The 19,334-nt window shown below is 64.8% G+C and carries 15 protein-coding genes and 1 tRNA gene; 5 read left to right on the top strand and 11 right to left on the bottom strand.

Features of this window, described 5'->3' with window-relative positions:
* Positions 1–38: 38 nt before the first annotated feature.
* The gene (locus CH274_RS11350; protein WP_094657487.1) at positions 39–1,388 is read left to right on the top strand and encodes a hypothetical protein; all 1,350 of its coding nucleotides are present in this window, start codon (positions 39–41) and stop codon (positions 1,386–1,388) included.
* Here CH274_RS11350 and CH274_RS11345 read toward each other — a convergent pair.
* The 5 genes from CH274_RS11345 to CH274_RS11325 form a co-directional block, all read right to left on the bottom strand.
* Positions 1,375–2,040, bottom strand: coding sequence for a methyltransferase domain-containing protein (locus CH274_RS11345; protein ID WP_094630529.1), 666 nt, complete (start codon positions 2,038–2,040; stop codon positions 1,375–1,377). The genes CH274_RS11350 and CH274_RS11345 overlap by 14 nt on opposite strands.
* Positions 2,037–2,507 (bottom strand): hypothetical protein, encoded by a 471-nt coding sequence (locus CH274_RS11340; protein WP_032396629.1) that lies wholly within the window; start codon positions 2,505–2,507, stop codon positions 2,037–2,039. The genes CH274_RS11345 and CH274_RS11340 overlap by 4 nt, the downstream gene beginning before the upstream one ends.
* Positions 2,508–2,597: 90 nt before the next feature.
* Positions 2,598–3,284 carry a hypothetical protein gene (locus CH274_RS11335; RefSeq protein ID WP_045197236.1) on the bottom strand — a complete coding sequence of 229 codons (687 nt, stop codon included), beginning with the start codon at positions 3,282–3,284 and terminating at the stop codon, positions 2,598–2,600.
* 163 nt (positions 3,285–3,447) lie between these two features.
* Positions 3,448–5,034, bottom strand: coding sequence for a GMC family oxidoreductase (locus tag CH274_RS11330; RefSeq protein WP_032396627.1), 1,587 nt, complete (start codon positions 5,032–5,034; stop codon positions 3,448–3,450).
* Positions 5,035–5,066: 32 nt separating this feature from the next.
* Entirely contained in the window at positions 5,067–6,785 is a 1,719-nt protein-coding gene (locus CH274_RS11325; RefSeq protein WP_094657576.1) for an aldehyde dehydrogenase family protein, read from the bottom strand.
* A 188-nt stretch (positions 6,786–6,973) separates the two neighbouring features.
* Here CH274_RS11325 and CH274_RS11320 point away from each other — a divergent pair, with 188 nt between their 5' ends.
* Positions 6,974–8,161: a PucR family transcriptional regulator gene (locus CH274_RS11320; protein WP_032396626.1), complete on the top strand. Its 1,188-nt coding sequence runs from the start codon at positions 6,974–6,976 to the stop codon at positions 8,159–8,161.
* A gap of 3 nt (positions 8,162–8,164) precedes the next feature.
* Here the strand turns inward: CH274_RS11320 and CH274_RS11315 are convergent, their stop codons facing one another.
* From CH274_RS11315 to CH274_RS11290, 6 genes are all read right to left on the bottom strand, one after another.
* Entirely contained in the window at positions 8,165–9,121 is a 957-nt protein-coding gene (locus CH274_RS11315) for an esterase/lipase family protein (RefSeq protein ID WP_094646038.1), read from the bottom strand.
* A gap of 168 nt (positions 9,122–9,289) precedes the next feature.
* Positions 9,290–10,141: a glycoside hydrolase family 16 protein gene (locus CH274_RS11310; RefSeq protein ID WP_032396624.1), complete on the bottom strand. Its 852-nt coding sequence runs from the start codon at positions 10,139–10,141 to the stop codon at positions 9,290–9,292.
* Between the two features lie 374 nt (positions 10,142–10,515).
* Positions 10,516–10,589, bottom strand: a tRNA-Gly gene (locus CH274_RS11305).
* A gap of 31 nt (positions 10,590–10,620) precedes the next feature.
* Complete coding sequence (locus tag CH274_RS11300) at positions 10,621–12,402, bottom strand: putative bifunctional diguanylate cyclase/phosphodiesterase (RefSeq protein WP_094657486.1); 1,782 nt, start codon at positions 12,400–12,402, stop codon at positions 10,621–10,623.
* A gap of 117 nt (positions 12,403–12,519) precedes the next feature.
* On the bottom strand, positions 12,520–14,649 hold the full coding sequence (locus tag CH274_RS11295) for an Rv1355c family protein (protein WP_094657485.1): 2,130 nt from the start codon (positions 14,647–14,649) through the stop codon (positions 12,520–12,522).
* Complete coding sequence (locus tag CH274_RS11290) at positions 14,646–15,359, bottom strand: hypothetical protein (RefSeq protein ID WP_052049869.1); 714 nt, start codon at positions 15,357–15,359, stop codon at positions 14,646–14,648. Before CH274_RS11290 ends, CH274_RS11295 begins: the two co-directional genes overlap by 4 nt.
* Before the next feature lie 140 nt (positions 15,360–15,499).
* Here CH274_RS11290 and dcd point away from each other — a divergent pair, with 140 nt between their 5' ends.
* The 3 genes from dcd to CH274_RS11275 all read left to right on the top strand — a co-directional run bounded on the left by dcd (position 15,500) and on the right by CH274_RS11275 (position 19,280).
* Positions 15,500–16,078, top strand: coding sequence for a dCTP deaminase (gene dcd, locus CH274_RS11285; RefSeq protein ID WP_032396620.1), 579 nt, complete (start codon positions 15,500–15,502; stop codon positions 16,076–16,078).
* A 93-nt stretch (positions 16,079–16,171) separates the two neighbouring features.
* Positions 16,172–17,782 (top strand): Hsp70 family protein, encoded by a 1,611-nt coding sequence (locus tag CH274_RS11280; protein ID WP_179275707.1) that lies wholly within the window; start codon positions 16,172–16,174, stop codon positions 17,780–17,782.
* 55 nt (positions 17,783–17,837) lie between these two features.
* Positions 17,838–19,280: a CYTH and CHAD domain-containing protein gene (locus CH274_RS11275; RefSeq protein WP_094657483.1), complete on the top strand. Its 1,443-nt coding sequence runs from the start codon at positions 17,838–17,840 to the stop codon at positions 19,278–19,280.
* Positions 19,281–19,334: the final 54 nt, after the last annotated feature.

Here is a 19,334-nt window from a genome sequence, read left to right as displayed (position 1 = left end):
TCCTCCATCACCGTCGGTCGATATGCTGGTCCGAAGTCGTGGTCGCCTCGAGTCCGCAGGGAGAAAAGACTATCCGTTACTGGAGAGAAGCCGTCGCCGGCACGTTGGCCGTCGTGCTCGTCGTGGTCGCGTTCGTCGTTCCGTACCTGGGCAACGAACTCGTCACTCCCATCATCAACAGAACTCCGCAGCAGGTGCGTGATTTCGCCGATGCGGCACCGCTGTTCGGCTTCCGTGAGATTCACGTGGGATGGGGGACTCCCGTCGCCGTTCTGATCGCCGTGGCCACCGTGTTGTGGGGGCCGACGGTGGCACGTCGACTGTCGTGGACGCGACTGCTGTTCCTCGTGTGGGGTGCGTCGGCGGCCTGGACGATGTCGCTGGCGATGGTGGACGGTTGGAAGCGCGGCTTCGTCGACCGGCTGGCGTCGACGGACGAGTACCTGCACGAGGTGCCCGGTGTCACCGACATTCCGGCCACGCTCCGCGGGTTCTCCGAGCGGATCCTGGACTACCAGGCCGATTCGTGGACGACGCATGTGTCGGGTCATCCACCGGGCGCATTGCTCACCTTCGTGTGGCTCGATCGTCTCGGCCTCGGCGGTGGAGCCTGGGCGGCGACGCTGTGCGTGCTGGTCGGTACGAGTGCCGCCGTCGCGCTGGTGCTGACACTGAAGGTACTCGGTGACGAGAACATCGCGCGGCGTGCAGCACCGTTCGTGGCGATCGCCCCGGCGGCGATCTGGATCGCCGTCTCGGCGGATGCGTTCTATGCCGGTGTTGCCGCGTGGGGCGTTGCGTTGCTGGCGATCTCCACGAAGCGGTACCTGTGGCCGGCGTCGATCGGTGCTGGAGTGCTGCTCGGTTTCGGTATCTACCTCAACTACGGGCTGGTGCTGATGGGCCTGCCTGCGGTCGCGGTGTTGATTGCCGGGCGGAGGATTCTGCCGTTGGTGGGCGCGCTGATCGGTGCACTGATCGTCGCGGGGATCTTCACGGCGTACGGATTCTGGTGGTACGACGGCTACTTGCTGGTGCAGGAGCGCTACTACCAGGGCATCGCGAAGGACCGTCCGTTCGAGTACTGGGGTTGGGCGAATTTCGCGGCGCTGTTCTGTGCGCTGGGTGTTGCTGCGCCCGCGGCGTTCCCACGGATTCTCACCCGGCTCGAACCGATCAATCTGTTGGTGATCGGCGGTGTCGCTGCGGTGGTGATGGCGGATCTGAGTCAGTTGAGCAAGGCCGAGACCGAGAGAATCTGGTTGCCCTTCGCAATGTGGATGCTGATCGCGCCCGCTGTGTTGCCGATCAGGACGCATCGCTTCTGGTTGGCGCTGCAGGTGATCGGTGCATTGGCGATCAATCATCTGCTGTTCACGAACTGGTGAGCGGAGCCAGCGTCATCTGAGCGAACCAGCGCCCGTCGATCGGTGCCACGTCGACCACTCGAAGGCCGGCGGCATTGGCGAGATCCGCTGTGGCGTCGGCGCTGACGCTCGACCAGGCGAACCAATCGCCGACCATGGTGTCGGTTTCCCACCGAACGGTGCGGTGACGAATTCCTGTGTCGCTGGGCGCATCCACTTCCGCGATGACGGCTCCGTGGGGTGCGAGCAGGTCGGCCGCCCGGCGGAGCAGACGCACCGGGTCGCCCCCGATGCCGATGTTGCCGTCCGCGAGGAGGACACACGACCAGTTGCCGGTGTCGGGCAGTGGCTCGAACAGGTCGCGAAGAACGGCGTTGCCGCCGCGCCCGATGGTCAGATCGACTGCTGTTCGGGATGTGTCGACACCGAGTGCCGAGACGCCACGTCGCGCAAGTGCTTCGGTGAGTCGACCCGGCCCGCAGCCGAGATCGATGGTGGGGCCGGTACATCGGCTGAGCATGGCGTGATCCGCGCGGCGATCCTCGGCTGACGAGGCGCTGCCGCCCATCCACCGCGCGGTGGGAAGTTGCTCCCTGCTGCCGTCGGAATCGCCTATCCAGCAGGGTAGTCCGGCTGCTGCGCGGTTGAAGAGTGTATCGGCGGTGACGCTCATGCTCGGCTCCGTACGAGAGTCCATCGGATGAAGTAGGCGGCGGCGCTCACGGTGAACAACACCGCGGTCAGCGCGAGCCAACGTCCGAGAAAGGGTTCCTGGGTCAAACCGGTTGCGGCCCGATAGGATTCCGCACCCTGGGAGAGTATCCCGGGGAAGAACATCAGAAACGTCAGTGCTGTCCCGAGAGCGGGAACGCGAACGTAGTTCACCGGTGACACGGCCAGGTGGCGGCTCGGAATGCTGGTGAGGAGCCGATCGGCCAGTGAGTAGAGCGGGAACAGTACTGCGTCGTGCAGCAGTACCGATCCGAAGAACCACACGAGAACGGATTTCCACCACACGTCGCTGTTCCACAGAGTCTGCGGCCCTGCGAGTGTGACGACGTAGCCGACGAGGGCGAACGAGAGCAGCAGACCGACCGCATGCAGCGGGTGCCCGCCGTAGATCTTCGTGAACGCTCTCATCGGTCGGCTCCTGGTCCTGCGATGCAAACACCCGTGCGCGAGAGCCACCGTCGTCGACGGTGACGCCTCGCGCACGGGGTCAGGAAACTGTTATGCAGCGGTGTTGATGGTGATGGTCGCAACGCCCACGAGCAGTCCCGGGGTCACAGCATCGGTGTTGAAGGTGCTGTTGAGCAGTCCGGCAGCGGTCTCCGAGATCTTCACCTGGGTGCCCTGCAGGATTGCAGTGTTGTCGGGTCCGGTAGCGAGCGGCTGCAGGGTGCGGCCGTCGAGATCGAACAGCACTGCGTCTGCGGCTGCTTCTTCGCCGTTGACCAAGACGTCACCGGTGAGGAGCGACGTGCCCGGGTCGATGTCGAAGTTGGTGAGCTCGACGACGGTCTCGCCTGCGGTCAGCGAAAGGCCGCTGCCGTCGTGGTTGATCTCGCCCTGGACGTAGGGATCGACGGTGCCGGGCTCCCAGTACTTGACGTCTCCGCCGGTGATCGGGAAGCGGATGGATCCGTCTGCGAGAGTGGCGGTTCCGACGACACCGGGCGTGAGGCCCAGGGTGGTCAGTGCACCGGTGAAGCCGGGATCGAGCGCAACTGCGGTGTCGACACCGGTGAGGTTGTCGACCTCGGCTGCGGGCTCGGGGGTGCTCTCCACTGCTTCTGCTGCCGAAGAGGTGGCTGCGTCGACGGTGTCGGACGCTTCCTCGCTGGAGCATGCGGCAAGCGGGACGATGGTGAGTGCACCGATTGCGGTGGCGGCCAAAGCTTTACGAACAGTGAACATGTCGGTCAACCTTCCGTGCTCGTCTCTCGAGCGTTGTGGGTCATTCGGCGCTGCTTGCCGAGCGGATGGGTTCCATCTCGATCCCCTGCAAGGGAGCGTGTCCACCTGTTACCCGACAAACCGGACTGCCAAACCGGAAATTTTCCGAAGGTTCACTCGCGGATCAACGAAGGATCAAGTCCGCTGCTCGTTCGCCGATCACCACCGACGGTGCGTGCGTGTGTCCGCGGATGATGCTCGGCATGATCGACGCGTCGGCGACGCGAAGGCGGTCGACGCCCCGTACCCGCAACTCGGCATCGACGACACTGTCGGCGTCGTTGCCCATACGGGCAGTGCCCACGGGGTGATACAGCGTGTGCGCATTCTGCTCGAGAGCCTCGGTGAGCAGGTCCGCCGGGGAGATGTTCGACGCCACCCTCGGGCGTACGACGTCGCCGAGCAGTCCCTTCAGAGCTGGTGTTTCGGAGATCGCGATGCATGCGCGAAGGCCTTCGATCATCGCCCGGCGGTCGAGGCCCTCCGGATCACCCAGGTAGTGCGGTTCGACGATGGGCTTGGCCGTCGGGTCGGACGACCGGAGGGTGATCTCGCCGCGGCTCTCCGGTTTGAGGAGCACCGTTCCGATGACGGCGGCATGGGAGTCCTGCGCGATGAGTCCCTCGTCGAAGAAGGGTGCCGGGCCGAAGATGACTTCGAGATCGGGCAGGGCGAGGTCCTCGCGGCTCTTGACGAAACCGTAGGCCTCGGCGACGTTGGAGGTCAGCATGCCGCGTCGTCGTGCGAGGTAGTTGACCAGCTCCGGGATCTTCTCGGCGTGGAAGAGCGAGTCGGTTTCGGTCTTCCAGCCGATGAGTGCGGCCAGATGGTCGATCAGGTTCTGTCCGACTCCGGGTGAGTGATGCCGGACGGCGATGCCGTGCGACTTCAGCTGTTCCTGGTCGCCGATGCCCGAGAGCATCAGCAGTTGCGGGGTGTTGATCGCTCCGCCGGACAGTACGACTTCTCTGCGTGCACGAACGGTGTGTACTGCGCCGCCCGAGGTGTATTCGACGCCCACCGCGGCACTGCCCTCGAAGAGGACGCGAGTGGCCTGCGCATCGGTGAGGATGGTGAGGTTCTTGCGCTTCTTCGCCGGTCGTAGGTACGCATCGGCGGTGCTCCACCGTGCGCCGCGCTTCTGGTTGACCATCGTGCGGCTGAAGCCCCTGGGTTCGGGCAGGTTTGCCGTCTCCACCGGATAACCGGCCTCCTCGACGGCGTCGAGGAAGGACGACGTCAGGGCACGGGGACTGCGCTGGTGCGAAACGACGAGCGGGCCGTCCGTACCGGAGTCGAGTTCGGTTGTCCCCTCGATGTTCTCGATCTTGCGGAAGTAGCCGACGAGGTTGCGGAACGACCAGGAGTCGTCGGAGACTGCCGCCCAGTCGTCGTAGTCTGCGGCGAATCCGCGCACCCACATCATGGCATTCATGGACGACGAGCCACCGAGCATCTTGCCGCGCGGCCAGTAGATGCTGCGATCGCGCAGTTCCGGTTGCGGTTCGGTGAGGTAGTCCCAATCGACCTCGCTGCGAAAGAGTTTGGAGAATGCAGCGGGAATGTGGGCGAACTTGTTCTTGTCCTCGGGGCCGGCCTCGAGCAGGATCACCTCGTTGCGTGGGTCTGCGCTGAGGCGATTGGCCACCACCGCGCCTGCCGAACCTGCGCCCACCACGATGTAGTCGGCCGTCGTGCGCTGAGAGCTCATGATTGTCCTTCGATCGTCGTCGACGCTGGGTTCTACCCGCGCAGGGCGGAGGCGAAAATTGCCGGCAGCTTGGACCAGGACGGTGCGCCCGCGAATGCGGTGAGCAGCTTGCCGGTCGATGCTGCGGTCTTGTTGGTGACGAACCACGGTGGCTTCGGCGAGATGGAGAGTTCGCCGTTGACCAGCGAGCGCGGCAGTGGCCGGAAAGGCCCGCGCACCACTGTTCGCTCGGCCCCGTCGATCAGTAATGCGTTGTGCACGACGCCGATTCCGCTCTGCACGTCGTCGACGGTGTGGCCGGGGAATGCGCCCCAGGTGGCCGCTGCGGTGAGGAATCCGATGGCCGTCCAGGCGTTGACGGCGATGGTGCCGTACCGGAGGTCGGCGAGCATGGTGTCGAACTTCTCCCCGAGTCCCTTGATGGTGCCGGGGGTGCCGATGATGTTGATGCCGAGTGTTCCGGTGAATTCCTCGTTCGTGGCCTGTACCGCCTTGGCGGCGAATGCTGCTCCGCTGTAAGGCAATTCGATGATACCCATGACCGGTGCGAAGTACTCGGTCTGCAGCAGCGGTGCGTATTCGCCGGGGTTCAGATCGGTGATGAGCACGCGGCCGCCGCGTTCACCGAGGCGTTCGGCGGACGGGTAGGTGGCGGTGGCGTCGGACACTCGCTTGTCGCTGCCGGGGTAGTAGGGCGTTCGTGCCGGAGCGCGGTCGAGGGCGGCGCGCAGGGCGGCGACGAATTGGTCGCGCTGCTTCCATTCCGAGGACAGTACGACGACCTGCGAAGCGACACAGTTGTATCCACTGTTGTGCAGGCGTTGGGTGGCGATGTGTTCGGCCTGGAACTCGATGTCGGCACGGCTCCACTCACCGGGCAGAACGATGGTGGGCGAGACTCCGCCGAGTTCGCTGGAGATCTCCTTGGTGAGGATCGGGTCGTTGGCTGCCTTGCGCGCAGCTCCGTCCGGGCCGGGACCGAAGACGATCGCGTCGTGCGTGATGGCGCTGCCGGTCATGTGGACGTGGTCGACGGACGAGTGCTGGACCAGGTAGGTGCCCACGTCGGCTCCTCCGGTGAGCAGACGCAGTGCGCCGATGTCGACGAGCGGGGCGAGGATCTTCTCGAACACGGGCAGCAGCGGATCCATGATGGGGTTGAGCTTGAGTGCGACGACCCGGTTGAACGCGATCAGTTCGTACAACGCATCCAGCGGCGCGATCGAGGTGATGTTGCCTGCGCCGAGAACCACTCCGATGCCTGCGGTGCGGGTGGGGTCGAGCTGGGCGAGACCCGCGGTCCGCTGTGCGGTCGCACGGTCGATTCCGGGCTTCAGCCACACCTCGGCGCTGAACCCGTTGAGCAGGAGTCGCTCGAAGATGTTGAGGGGCAGCACCGACACCGTCGTGCGCCCACCGGGTGCCGTCCCGAACTTCGCACCGGCCAGTGGGCTGGTGCCTGCTTCGAGCGCCGCGAGTGTGTGCGCCACGGTGCCGAGTCCGTTGAGGAACGAGTACGGACCCGACAGCCATTCCTCTCCGACGAGGCTGGACGAGGCGTCGAGTCCCTTGATCGACGTTGCCGCCGTCACCCACTCCTGCGCGTGAGCTGTGGTCAGCGCATGCACACGTTCGAGGAGCGCTCGGCGTTCGGCCAGGGTGAGGCGTTCCCAGTTCTTCTCTCCCGCGGACAGATCGGCGAGTGCGGAGTCGACTGCCTCGGTGGGTCCCGTCGTCGGTACGGATTGCAGGTGTGGGGTGACGTCGCTGGTCAACTTCTCGGCTCCACTCGTCGTTCGGGTACACGGCTTCACTGTGATTGTGGTCGCACTCGGGCGCGGGACGCTATGGGCCGGGGGCCTCAATCGGATGCGACAGTTTGTGCCACCGCACAATTTCGCTGTGGCGTGGCTTACACGGGTACGGCTAGAGTTCGGTCATGACCGCGACCGAGTTCGATGTGCATCCGTCACCGACCGATCTGGCCGCGACGATGCTCGACGGCGTCGACGATCTCGCGACCGAGCTGGTGCGACGCATCCTGGGGGCCGAGCACGCCTACCTCGAATCGACGCTGCTCACCACCGAGCAGCTCTACGAGGCGTCGCGGAGCAATCTGGCCTCGATGTTGGGCAAGCTGTCCGGTCGTGCTCCCATGCGGCTCGAGTCGGCGCGGGACGCGGGCCGGCTCAAGGCCGAGCAGGGGGTACCGCTGGCTGCCCTGCTGCACGCCTTTCGGCTGGGCGGCAGGTTGGTCTGGGACGAGTTGATGGAACGCTCGGACGGCCGCGCGAGTCATGCGCTGCTGGACATGGCCGCTCAGGTCTGGGCGTTGGTCGACGTGTACTCCGACGAGGCAGCGGAAGCCTATCGAGAGAGCGCCGACATGCGTGCGCGCGAAAGCGCCGAAGCTCGTGGACGTCTCATCCGTGTGCTCTTCGCCGATCACGGCGCGAATCCGACTGCGGCGGCGGACGCGTTGCGAACGTTCCGCATTCCCGACCACGGCTACTTCGCGGTGGTCTCGCAGGAGCCGTTGACCGCAGCGATGGGGATCGACGGATTGATCGCCCGCCTCCGTACCGCGGGTGCCGAATCGGTGTGGGACGCCGAGGTGGACGGTACCGTCGGGCTCATCTGTGCCGCAACGGAATCGGAGATCGACTCCGCTGTGGTCACGCTGAGCGAGCTGTGTCCGGGGCGGGTCGGGGTGAGCTCGGTGTTCCGGTCGCCGTCGGGTATCGGTGACGCCGTCGGCCAGGCCCGGCTGGCGCGGTCGTGCACCTCGGGCGAGGCATCACCGCCCGCACCGGTGCGCTACGACTCCGTGCCGGTGCCGCTGCTGCTGGTCCGCGATCCGAAATCGGGCCGGATCGCCTCCCGTCAGATACTCGGCGATCTGCTGGCGTTGCCGCGAGCCGAACGGCAGAGCCTGCTCGATACTCTCGACGCCTGGTTCTCCTGCGGCGGTTCCACCCGCGATGCCGCCGAATCGCTGCACTACCACCGGAACACGGTGTTGTATCGGCTACGTCGAATCGCCGAGCTCACCGGTCGCGACTTCCGTGATCCGATCCAGGCCGCCGAACTGTACGTCGGGCTCAGGGCGTATCAGCTCCTGACCTGAGGATCAGTGGCTGGCGAGGACGACGTCGAGGATTCCGGCTCCCAGCGGCACCGGTACGCAGGTCGGGGGACGCGCGTTCGCCGGGTCGAGGGCGTTGAGCGCCAGCCGCAGCGCGGTGGGATCGTAGGTGAACGTGAAGTGCGCTACCTCGGTATCGGGGCACACGTCCTGCACCACGATGTTGTGCGCTCCCGGATCTCGAAGCAGCGCATTGGTGTACGGCTGAATCACTTCGTCGACCCGTGTTGCGATGGAGGTGTACTCCACCCCGGGCACGGTGTCGCCGCCGGCGTTGAGCCGATCGAGAAAGTCGGATCCGGCCATCAGTTGGGCGAGACCAGGACCGAATTCGCTTGCCAGGACACCGGTTGCACCCGGCACCGCCTGCACGACGGGCGCTACTCCGTACATGGTGCCGCCGTACGTCGGTGATGCGATTCCCACCCATCGATCGACGACGTCGGCGCCGCCCAGTCTGTTGACGAAGTATCGAGCCACCGCGGCACCCTGGGAGTAGCCGACCACGTCGACTGCGGCGGCACCGGTTGCCTGGAGAATCGACGACGTCATCGCCTTCAGTTGCGCTGCACTGTCTTCGATGACGCCGTACCCGTTGGATCTGCCGTCCGGCGACGTGCCGTAGTTGATGGCGAAGACACAGAAGCCTGCTGCTTTCAGGATCGGCGCGAAGCCTGCCCAGTCGGCGTACGCGGTGGCATCGGTGCCGTGCACGAGGACGACAGGATTCGGGTGGGCTGCGGTGGGTGTGCAGCTCATGTCGTTGGCTCCGGGCGGGGCGGCGTCGCGGTTCGATGCCGAGTAGCGGATGGCATCGGCGTGGTCGGGTTGCTCGGGGGCGGCGGCGATGGGCATCACGGGCCCGGCGTGTGCGGAAGGCGCAAGGAGTGCGGTGGCAGCGGCGATGACGAGGGTGATCAGACTCCGCCGTGGCCCGCGCATGAACAGACGATATTCCCCTGACTGTGGAATGTCCCTATGACGAGACGGCGTCGCTGAGAAAAGTCACAAGAATTGTTCTGCCGTCGAAACCGTGCCGATCGCGCACACCGCACGGGGCTGAGCCGTGGTGGCTGGGCCCCGTGCGGACAGGAAGTGCTGCTCTGCAGGTCAGAGGCGACTCACGCGTAGCCAGTCGACGCTCATCGTCTGCGGGTACGGCGTGCTGTTCGGTGTCTTGCCGACCCAGTTGTTGCCGACGGCGACGTTGAAGAGGATGTAGTGCGGCCACGAGCCCGAGAACGCTTTCCAGTTGCCGCCCTTCGCCTCGTACTGGGCCTGAGTGAGGGAGAACCGAGCGACTCCGTCGACGAACCAGGTGATGCTGTTGGGCAACCAGTCGATTCGGTATGTGTGGAATCCGTTGTTGACCGGATTCATACTTCCGCCGGTCTTCGTATCTTGATTGGAGTTCCACTTGGAGGGGCCGTGTAAATTGAATGACGGCCCGTACAGCCCGGGAATTTCGACGATGTCCACTTCCCCTTGGCTGGGCCATGAATATTCGCCACCGGGTTGGAGACCGAGGGTCCAGAATGCGGGCAGCAGACCTTGGGCGCTCGGCATTTTGATCGATGCTTCGATGCGCACCGGCGGCGTCACCGATTGCTTGCCCATGCTGACCACGCGGGCGCTGGTGAAGTTGTACGGTGCCCGCTTGCGGTCGGGTGCGTTCTCCCGACGCGCGGTGATGTTCAGTGAGCCGTTGAACTGGTTGGCGTTGTTCCAGGAATCTGTATAGTACTGCTGCTCACCGGAACTCGCGCCCCAACGGCCGGTCTGAAATCCCCATTTGGCGGGGTCGGGTCCACCGTATCCGTTGAATTGATCCTCCCACAGAAGGGTTCCGGCTCCGCCTTGGGTTCTCGGAGGTGTGGCCAGTGACGGGGCAGCGGTCGCCGACGAGACGGCCACGGCCATCGTCGTCAGGGTGACCGCGACAATTGTCGAAAGTGATCGCATGAGGGGGATTCCTGTCAGGTCATTTGTCGGTGAAAAGATGTCGACATTTGATTTCTAGCACGGCGAAGAAGGCGGAAGAAGTTTCTTCGGAAATGCAGGAATTCTTGCGAATACAATGAATGAATTCGCACATGCTACCGGTCGGTAGCAAGGGTATCGACCGAAATTGTGCGGTGGTCGGTTTGTTTCAGGAGTGACCGCAGTGACTGTGCAGCGTCTGTGAGTTCAGCGATACGGACGAGACGGGAGCAAATCGGATGGGCAGGAGTGGAGCCTGCAGGAACGACCGGGATGGGCAGGAGTAGAGCCTGCAGGAACGACCGGTATCGGCAGGAGAGGAGCCCGTAGGAGGACGGCCCGAGGTGGGCGGTCGGTGGAGCCGGTGACGGGAATCGAACCCGCCTCTCAACCTTGGGAAGGTCGCGTTCTACCAATGAACTACACCGGCGTGTGGTGCGGATGTCAGGTTATCAGGATGGTCAGATGTCGATGCGCACGCCGTGGAGGAGTTCGAGTGCGTCGTCGGCCGGCACCGGTTTGGAGAACAGGTATCCCTGAGCGCGGGTGCATCCCAGTTCGATCAGGGTTCTTCTGGCGCTCTGTGTTTCGACGCCTTCGGCGATGATGGTCAGCCCGAAGGCGCGGGCGAGTCCGATGATGGACTGAACGATCGCGAGGTCGCCGGTGTTCTCGTTGCCCAGGTCGGTGACGAAGGCGCGGTCGATCTTGAGTGCGTCGACGGGGAGTTCCTTGAGGTGTGACAGGGAGCTGTATCCGGTGCCGAAGTCGTCTATCGCCACTTGCACGCCGAGTTCGTGGAGTTCGCTCAGTGTCACTCGGGTGCGGGAAAGGTCCTGTACCACTGCCACTTCGGTGATCTCGAGGCACAGGTCGGGCCCGGCTATCGAGAATTCCGTGAGTGCTCTGGCGACGGCACCGACGAATCCGTTGGTGACGAGTTGGACGGGGGAGATGTTGACGCGCATCGCGATGTCGAGGTGGGGGATCTCGCGTTGCCAGTCGGCGAGGGTGCGGCAGGCGTGGTCGAGGACCCAGCGACCGAGTTCACCGGCGAGGTTGGTCTCCTCGGCGACCGGAATGAATGCGGACGGGGGGAGCAGCCCGCGGGTGGGGTGTTGCCATCGGACCAAGGCTTCGACTGCGGTGATGCGTCCGGTCACCAGGTCCACCTCGGGTTGGAAGTGCAGGGTGAGCGAATCGCCCGCGATGGCTTCGCGCAGGTGGATCTCGACGTCGTTGCGGAGTTCGGCGTCGGCGTGCATCTCTTCGGTGAACAGTGCGATGTCGTGGCCGCCTGCGCGTTTGGCCACCAGGGCGGCCTGATCTGCCTGCCGCAGAAGCGACTCGGCGGTGTGCTTGCCGGGCTGGCCGAAGGCGATTCCGATGCTCGCGCTTCTGCTGATGCGTTCGACTCCGAGGGTGACGGGGGCGTTCACGGCTTCGGCGATCATCTCGGCGTGGTGTGTTGCGACGCGGGCCGAGCACGGCCCGGCCAGTACCACCAGGAACTCGTCGCCGCCCAGGCGTGCGACGAGACCGGCCGACCTGCCGACGAAGCTCTGCAGTCGATCGGCGATGGTCTCGAGGTAGTGGTCTCCGGCCAGGTGGCCCAGAAAGTCGTTCAGTGCTTTGAGTCGATCGAGATCGATGTGCATCACGGCGACGGGACCGGGCATGGACGGGTCGAGTCGTTCGCGGAGGTGTTGTGCGAGAGCCGTGCGGTTCGGCAGTTTGGTCAGCGGGTCGTGCAGTGCCGAGAATCGAAGTTGCTCCTCGGCGATCACCCGTGCCTGCAGTTGAGAGAGCAGTGCCGCAATTGCTTTGAGCGCGTTGAGTTCTGCCTCGGACCAACTTCGGTCACCGATCTTGATGAAGCCGAGGATGCCGGTGGTGCGTTCGGAATGCAGCAGTGGCACGACGGCCATCGAGGTCGCGGAGAATCCCGACCCCTGCTCGACGCGTCGACGGTAGTCCTCCTGTTCCGGATCCGGCCGAAACACTGCCGGTTCGGTCAGTGTCTCGGCCAGGCGGAATACCGAGTCTGCGTCGTCGAAGTAGACCACAGCCAGTGGATCCGGATCGGGCACGCTCAGTCGCGGTGGCCATTCCGCGGTGAGTCTGGTGGCCCTGGCCTCGAAGTCGTTGTGTCGGAGGAAGCTGAAGTCGATGCCGAGGTAGTCCACGAGTTGCCGCAGCACGGATTCGTAGGCCTCGCGCACCGTCGCCGCATCGACTCCCATGAGTTCGGTCGCGACGCCGGTGACGAGGACCTCGAGCGTCCGTTTGTGCTCCAGGGCCCTACTCCCGCCTCTCGTAGACTCAGTGCAGGACTGTTCCCCCTGGTCTTCGCCGGAACTCTACCCCGATACAGACGCTGAAACAGGAAGTCTGCGACTATGTATGGCTGTTTTCGGGGCGCAACTGAGCCGCAACACCAGTGCAACGGATTCGGTGCTTTCCATTTCAAGCAGTGCGCGGAACCGAAAACTCAACTGCTGCAGTGCTTCTGCGTGGTGCGTCGACAGTTGCCGATACTCCTCCGCGCTTCGGGCGTAGAGGAACGCAGGGGAAACCGGTTGCACCGCCAATCCACGCAAATGCGCAGTTACCCATACGTTCTCTGTTGCACATCCTCCTCTGATGTAATGTTCCGCGGTCGATCCGGGTACGACGACCACGGCAAGTGCCGAACTCGACAGCACTCGATCCCGCATATCGGTCCCCAGTGCCGCGCCGGCGTCCCAGACTTGGACGAGCTCCATGACGTCCGGCCGCTTGACGATCTCCAGCTTGGACAGGTCTGCGTCGTCGATTCCCAGAGTCGATACCTCGATGCCCCGATCGGGATCGGGATCTCCCGGCCAACGCAACTCGGAGAACATGTCTCGATGCAGGTGCGGTGTGAGGTACCGAATGCGATCCGCGGCGGCGAGGACATCCGCGGCCGCGGCAATGGATTCGGGTGTCGTCAGCAGCACTGCCCGTCCACCTTCTGCGGCCGCTGCAGCGGCGATGTCGGCGGCGATGTCCGCGTCCAACGGCGCGCCGGTGCCCAACTCCCGGTTGGTGCACCGCTCGAGAACGCCGTCGAGCTGGCGTCGATCGGTGATGGGTTGTGGGTCGCCCGCGCCCAGCGTGATCTCGACTCCGTTCGCGCCGACGTCGGTGCGGTCGAGCCTGCCCTGCGCGGTGGCCACCACTCGGGCGTTGAAAGCGGCAGCACCGACGGCGACGCAACTGCCGCGGAAGGCGATGTCGAGCGTCGAGGTTCGTGAACGATCGACCTCGATCCGCACGGTGCGTCCGTCGCGGGTGAAGGTCCACGGCTGACTGTTTCCACCGGACGGCGCTCGACGGGCAGCCTCGAGAACGAGCGCGTCGGGATCGACGCAGGCCCGTCGGGCGTCGGCGGCGGTATCGACCGAGGGCTCCTGCACCCGACGCGTCGGGTTCGGGGGCACGAGCGCATCGAGATGGGTGTCGAGGTCGATGCGGATTCGTCCGGACGGTAGGTGCGCTCCGGTGCCGAGGCGTCGAACGGCTGCGGCGATGGTGGCACCGCCGAGTTGAACGTCGCCCCCCAGTTGCGGCCAGGTCTCGATGGTTTCGCTCACTTCCACCATCGAAGCGGCCATGCGCGCCGAGAGCAGCGAGGCGTCGAGCTGATCGAGAACGATCGGGATCTTGTCGCGCGTGCCGAGCCCTCGCAGACTCGCAGAGTCGATCTCGCCGAGCACGCCGTGGAACACCGGGCGTTCGGGCTCGAGGTCGAAGCGTTCGACGTCGAGAAGCCCTCGGTCGGAGGTTTCCATCAGTACCGGGATGCGTCGCGACCGGGCCGCCTCGCGGGCCCGGACTTTGACATCGAGGGAGTCGCATTCCTCGACGAGGAGGTCCAGTCCGTCGAAGAACTCGTCGATGGTGTTCTCGGTGATGCCGTCCTCGGCGATTTCGACGCGTAGGTACGGGTCGATTTCGGCAATGCGTCGGGCAGCGACGACCGCTTTGTTGACGCCGAGATCGAGGATGGATGCGGGAATTCTATTGAGGTTGGAAAGTTCGATCTCGTCGAAATCGGCGAGGCGAAGCGTCCCGCAGATTCCTTCGAGTGCGAGGGTGTGGGCAATGGCGTGTCCGACGCTGAGCCCGATGATTCCTATCGTGAGATCTCCTAAAGAATTCTGTTCCGCGAGAGTTATCTTGTTTCGGTTTCTGTCGAGCCTCAGGTGTCGGAACGAGTTCGGTCCGAGTACCGCGACGACGGTTTTCCGCCATGGAAAGAAGACCCACCTGTCGTTTTCGTCGAGAAGGCTCTGCTCAGGGCCGGGAAGAAGTGAGAGGAGGCCTTTTCTCTGCGTCTTCCTCTCGTCCAGAAATGTGAGGGTCGGATCGCGTCTGAGTTCGTCGAGAGCGGCGCGCTGTGTGGCGTCCGTCTCGTCGAATATCACAGGCTTCCAGTGGTGGCCGGGTAGGTTTCGATCGTTCATGATGCGACTGCTTCCGGGAGTTCGGCGGCTGCGCGGCGGTGCGCGAGCAGGGTGACGGTGTTCTGCCGCATCCGGCGCCAGGTGGCCAGATCGGCGTTGAATGCGAGTGTGGTTCTGTCCCACCAGAACACCTCGGTTCGATAGCGCTCGTCGGGGTAGGGGATCGGCGCGATCTGGGTGGCGATGACCGCTCCGGTGTCGAGCCATGCGGCGCGGACGTGGGATGCCGCGGTGGCCAACGCGTAGCGCGCGCCGAGAAGCGCGGTGCTGTAGGCGGGTGATTCCGCGATCATCGCGGTGACGGCCCGGCCGTGGGGTGCGCCCTGAGCGACCCACGCAGATTTGAGTTCGACGACTCCGTGGCCGATGCGTTCGTCGAGCATGGTGTGCACGCGCCGGAGCCCGTCGGGGTACTCGGCGAATTCGATCAGTGCGTGAGATTGATCGACCGAGGAATACGGTCCTTGCACTCGTACTCCACCGACTATTTGCCCGGTTCGGTCGAGTGCGGCGAAGAACAGTGAGGTGGTGCTGCCGTCGCGAATGGTCGACATTTCGAGTGCGGTGGTCACACCGTGTCGCATATAGCTTTCCTCTGCGCCGTCCAGGAATTGTTCCCACAAGGTCGGATTCTCGGCGGGAGTGGTGGCCAGAACGAGGCATTGTGATCTGTCGTCCCAGTACGAGGGGACGTCGAACGGAATTGTCATTTCACTCTTCCTGATAGGAGTTGCCCGAATGTGAATGGTCGTGCCGCTCGATTGTCCGGCTTTTCCTTTGTGGAGCTACGTATCGTGATCGGGGTTCGGGTGTGTCGCGGGGGACCGCCCAGGACCAGTAGCCTGCAGAGGTGCTGCTCTCCGACCGTGACATCCGTGCCGAAGTGACCTTGGGAAACCTCGCGATCGAACCGTTCGACCCGTCGATGGTTCAGCCGTCGAGTGTCGATGTGCGGCTCGACAAGCTTTTCCGGGTGTTCAACAACACCCGCTATACCCACATCGACCCGTCGCTACAGCAGGACGAATTGACGACGCTGGTCGAACCTGCCGCAGGTGAGCCGTTCGTTCTTCATCCGGGGGAGTTCGTTCTCGGCTCCACGCTGGAATTGACGACGCTGCCGGACTACTTGGCCGGTCGGCTCGAGGGGAAGAGTTCGCTCGGGCGGCTGGGTCTGCTCACGCACTCGACCGCAGGCTTCATCGATCCGGGCTTCAGTGGCCACATCACGCTGGAGTTGTCCAACGTCGCAAACCTGCCGATCACGTTGTGGCCGGGCATGAAGATCGGGCAGCTGTGTCTCTTCCGGCTGTCTTCGCCGTCCGAGAATCCGTACGGCAGCGCCGCGGTGGGGTCGAAGTATCAGGGCCAGCGTGGGCCGACACCGTCGAAGGCCTACCTGAACTTCGTTCGCTCGAGCGTCGAGTAAACGATCCCGAGGTCTGTTTCTCACCGCGAAACGTGGTGAATGTCCGGTTGTAGCGGTACTCTGGTAACTCGACGTGGGTTGGGGCCTACCAGAGTGAGGTTTCTAGTGTCCGCGGTTCCCGATGTGTCCGTACTCGGCGCTTCGTTGGGGTCGAGTGGTCTGCGCAGCGTGATCAGCGACAACGCGCGCTCCGGTGCTGTCCTGGAAGTGCACGAGCCCGTCGCATCCCGGCCGGCACCCAACGGCCTCGCTCCCGATCCGTGGGATGCCGTCATCACGTCGGTTCACAATCTGGCGACCGAGTATGCGTCCGGGGATTTCCATCCGGTGCTCGCACTGCGCGAAAGCGACCCCAAGACGGCCTACGACCAGGACTTCTCCGATGGCGTTGTGCTCGTCTCCGAACTCGGTGCCCAGTTGGGTGCGCTGCGTCAGACGCGGGTGCTCGCCGGTGAGCGCTGCGTCGCTCTGTTCGACGTCGGTGCATCCGGTACCTCGGTATCCGTGGTGGACGTCGACAGCGGTGATGTCCCCGCGTCGCGTCGTACGGACGCCCTCGGTGGTGACGACTGCGATCGGGTGCTGTGCGATCACCTCATCGCGACGTTCGGTGCGGCCGAGGCGCTGACGGTCGAGGCTCGGCGGCGGCTCGTTCACGACGTCCGCGCCGGGAAACACGAACTGACACTGCTTCGCAGCGTGTCGATCATCGGACCGTTCGTCGGCGGACGTGCATCGCTGTGGCGTGGCAATCTCGACGAGCTCATCGGCGACGCCGTGCGCCGAGCCGTCTCGATGGCCGTGGACGTGCTCGACGAGGTCGGTGCACAGGGCATCCACGTCGACGCCATCGTCGCTGTCGGTGGTGGTGCCAACATGCAGATAATTCGGCAGGTCCTGTTCGACGCGGTGTCGATGCCGGTCTACGTGCCCGAGCAGCCGGAACTGCTGGCGGCGCACGGCGCTGCCGGCATCGCTCGGACGGTGGGTCGGCGGCCCACCCCGGCACCGCTCGAGGTGCTCACCGATCGGTTCGCTGCCGTGGATCGGGACTCCGCAGACGTGGAGGTGGGTGCGGTCGCCCCGGTGGTCTCCAAGCGCCCACGGCACAGCGACACCTCCTCCAAGCGGATGACCAGGGTCAACAAGTCTCGGCATCTCGGCGGCGCGCTCGCGGCGATCGTGGCGGTGTGTGCAGCCGGCACCGTGGTCACTGCGGCCGCACGCACCAGCGGCGACGAGCCGTCTCCGTCGGTGAACAGTTCGCAGGACGCCTCACCGACCGCTCGGTCGCAGTCCGTGGTGCCTGCCGCAGACGGATCACCCGCCGACACCACCGGGTCGTCGTTGCCGCCCGCGACCACGACGGCGCAGACCTCGCCTCCGGTCGACCCGTCGGCAACGTCGCCCTCGGCCCCAGCGCCGACCACTTCCGACGCGGCGAGCACAACCGCAGCGCGGCGCACCGTGGCCACGACCAGTGCCCCGTCCGACATCCAGCAGACGACGGCACCCGACACGCTCACCCCCGATCGGTCGACCGTTGTACCGACGGCTGTCCCGCCTGCCACCACGACTCGTCCGACCACGACGAGCCCCGCCACGACGACCCGGGCCACGACGACGACGCGTCCGCCGACCACCACACGGTCCACTCGGACGTTCGATTTTCCGCTGCCGGACTTCGACTTTCCGCGACGCTGACCGGTCTGCAGTTTCGGACTCCATCGGCCCCGGTACTCGAGGCAGGATGACAGGTATGGAGTCGATTCAGACCGAGCGCGAAGACAAGTTCGACGTCGACGCAGATTTCCGATTGCCCACTCTCGCTTCACTGGTGCCCTCCGGCGGCGCGCTGGCGTCGAGCGAGACCGACCTGAGCAGTGAGTACTTCGACACGACCGGCCACGACCTGTTGCGACGCGGAATCACGGTTCGGCGTCGTACCGGTGATTCCGACAACGGCTGGCATGCGAAGGTCCCGGCGGAGAAGGCGCGGACCGAGATTCGGCTCCCTCTCGGCAACGGAGCGCACGGTGCGGTGCCGGACGAGCTGAACGACGTGCTGCGCGGTGCGGTGATGGGCGCGGAGTTGTCTGCGGTCGCGACTCTGACGACGCATCGCAGGATTCACACCGTGTCCGACGCCGACGGGGCTGTGGTCGCGGAAGTGGCCGACGACGAGGTCTCCGTCGTCCTGATCGGCGGCGCGACCGGTCCGCGGTGGCGGGAGGTCGAGGTGGAACTCGGACCCGCAGGCTCGGAGTCGTTTCCGAAGAAGGCGGGCAAGGTGCTGCGGGCTGCCGGTGCCCGGCCGTCGGCGCATCCGTCGAAGCTGGATCGGGCGCTGTCGGTGGTGCGTCAGGTACCCGCCGAACCCGGGGTGGTGCTGTTGGCGGACTATCTCGACGCGCAGGCGCAGGCGATCGTCGCGGGCGATGTGTATCTGCGTCGAGGGCTGGATCCGATTCATTCCACGCGGGTGGCGATTCGGCGATACCGCAGTACCCTTCGTGTGTTCGGTAGCCTGTTCGAGGACGAGCCCGCCGCCCAGCTCGAGGCCGAACTGTCTTGGTATGCAAGCATTCTCGGTGAAGTGCGCGATCGTCAGGTGCAACGTGCCCGTTTCGCCGCAGCGTTGCGCGAACTACCGCCCGAACTGGTGCTCGGGCCGGTCGCGTCGCGCATCGAGAACGACCTGCTCGCCGAGCAGATTCGGTATCGCGAGGCGGCGATGACCGAACTCGACGGAGAGCGCTACCGCGCGCTGCTCACGACGCTGGCGGAGTGGTCGCGCGGGCTACCGATCGACGGCGAGGTCACCGACCGCGTGTTGGTCAAGCTGGCACGCAAGGCAGGAAAGAAGGCGATCGATCGGACGAAGAGTGCCGTGGGCGGTACCGACGACGAGGCGCTGCATCGGGCACGAAAGGCATCGAAACGAGCACGGTATGCGGCCGAGTTGGTTGCACCGGTGGTGGACAAGAAGGTCTCGAAGGCGAACATCAAGCACTTCAAGACGATTCAGGAGGTGCTGGGAGAGCATCAGGACGCGGTGATCGCGGCGGACATTCTGCGTACCCTCGGCGCGCGAGCAGGCACGACGGCGGGGGAGAACGGATTCACCTTCGGCCTGCTCTTCGAGCGCGAGCGCCGGGCCGCCGAGACGGCCCGCGACGAGGCGAGCAGGTTGGAGTTCTGATCGAGCAAAACAATTTGTTTCCCCGATTTCGCGCTCGAAGGGTACTCTGAGTCC

Source organism: Rhodococcus sp. 06-418-5 (assembly GCF_002258285.1).
GTDB lineage: Bacteria > Actinomycetota > Actinomycetes > Mycobacteriales > Mycobacteriaceae > Rhodococcoides.
This window is presented reverse-complemented; position numbering and strand designations above follow the sequence as displayed.

What these genes read in the sequence shown, in the direction of transcription:
- CH274_RS11345 (WP_094630529.1), bottom strand. Translation starts at nt 2,040, where the DNA reads ATGAGCGTCACCGCCGATACACTCTTCAACCGCGCAGCAGCCGGACTA.
- CH274_RS11340 (WP_032396629.1), bottom strand. Translation starts at nt 2,507, where the DNA reads ATGAGAGCGTTCACGAAGATCTACGGCGGGCACCCGCTGCATGCGGTC.
- CH274_RS11335 (WP_045197236.1), bottom strand. Translation starts at nt 3,284, where the DNA reads ATGTTCACTGTTCGTAAAGCTTTGGCCGCCACCGCAATCGGTGCACTC.
- CH274_RS11330 (WP_032396627.1), bottom strand. Translation starts at nt 5,034, where the DNA reads ATGAGCTCTCAGCGCACGACGGCCGACTACATCGTGGTGGGCGCAGGT.
- CH274_RS11320 (WP_032396626.1), top strand. Translation starts at nt 6,974, where the DNA reads ATGACCGCGACCGAGTTCGATGTGCATCCGTCACCGACCGATCTGGCC.
- CH274_RS11315 (WP_094646038.1), bottom strand. Translation starts at nt 9,121, where the DNA reads ATGCGCGGGCCACGGCGGAGTCTGATCACCCTCGTCATCGCCGCTGCC.
- CH274_RS11310 (WP_032396624.1), bottom strand. Translation starts at nt 10,141, where the DNA reads ATGCGATCACTTTCGACAATTGTCGCGGTCACCCTGACGACGATGGCC.
- CH274_RS11300 (WP_094657486.1), bottom strand. Translation starts at nt 12,402, where the DNA reads ATGGGAGTCGATGCGGCGACGGTGCGCGAGGCCTACGAATCCGTGCTG.
- CH274_RS11295 (WP_094657485.1), bottom strand. Translation starts at nt 14,649, where the DNA reads ATGAACGATCGAAACCTACCCGGCCACCACTGGAAGCCTGTGATATTC.
- CH274_RS11290 (WP_052049869.1), bottom strand. Translation starts at nt 15,359, where the DNA reads ATGACAATTCCGTTCGACGTCCCCTCGTACTGGGACGACAGATCACAA.
- CH274_RS11275 (WP_094657483.1), top strand. Translation starts at nt 17,838, where the DNA reads ATGGAGTCGATTCAGACCGAGCGCGAAGACAAGTTCGACGTCGACGCA.